This is a genomic window from Bacillus sp. JJ1521 (assembly GCF_036965165.1).
Lineage (GTDB): Bacteria > Bacillota > Bacilli > Bacillales > Bacillaceae_L > Ferdinandcohnia.
Map to the genome: position 1 here is coordinate 1657 of NZ_JBALOX010000104.1, position 785 is coordinate 2441.

Genomic DNA, 785 nt, shown 5'->3' on the forward strand with positions numbered 1-785 from the left:
AATCTTTTAGAAATGAGCAAAAAAAAAGAAGGAGAGCATTCGTTCTCCTTCCATCTAGGGAGTTTAGGGGTATGATCTAGATGTATTAATAGAATACCCGAATTTATCTTTTTTAAACGTAAATTAACGAACCTTAAATTTGAAAAAACATGCTCTAAATTGATATTATGTAAATAAGCAAGATATTTATTAGGAGGAGTGTACAAGATGGAAGTAGATTTTAATCTGTTTATGAATGATATAGTACAAACAGCTAGAAAGGAAATCTCAGAGGCTGGCTATTCAGAATTAACAACACCTGAAGCGGTTGAAGAAGCACTTAGCAAAAAGGGAACAACTTTAGTGATGGTAAACTCTGTTTGTGGTTGTGCTGGCGGAATTGCAAGACCAGCTGCAGCACATTCAATCCATTATGATAAGCGTCCCGACCAATTAGTAACCGTATTTGCAGGTCAAGATAAAGCAGCAACAGAAAAAGCACGATCATATTTTGAGGGTTATCCACCATCTTCTCCATCCTTCGCATTATTAAAAGATGGGAAAATTGTTACAATGATTGAGCGTCACGAAATTGAAGGCCATGAGCCAATGGATGTTATCAATAAATTACAGGAAACCTTTGAAGAATATTGTGAAGAAGTATAAGAGGCCATTAAGGCTTCTTTTTTTTGAGATAACTTTTAAATTATGCATATAATGATGTATCCTTTATTGCTTTTCCACTTTAATTGTTTATATCAATAAAGTATTAAACGCAAGATAGAGTAAGTAATAAAACACAAAAT

1 protein-coding gene is annotated in these 785 nt (G+C 33.5%); it reads left to right on the top strand.

The window, feature by feature from the left end; translation table 11 throughout:
• Positions 1 to 207 precede the first annotated feature (207 nt).
• Positions 208 to 645: a BrxA/BrxB family bacilliredoxin gene (locus V7147_RS15175; protein WP_335368681.1), complete on the top strand. Its 438-nt coding sequence runs from the start codon at positions 208 to 210 to the stop codon at positions 643 to 645.
• Positions 646 to 785: the final 140 nt, after the last annotated feature.

What these genes read in the sequence shown, in the direction of transcription:
- V7147_RS15175 (WP_335368681.1), top strand. Translation starts at nt 208, where the DNA reads ATGGAAGTAGATTTTAATCTGTTTATGAATGATATAGTACAAACAGCT.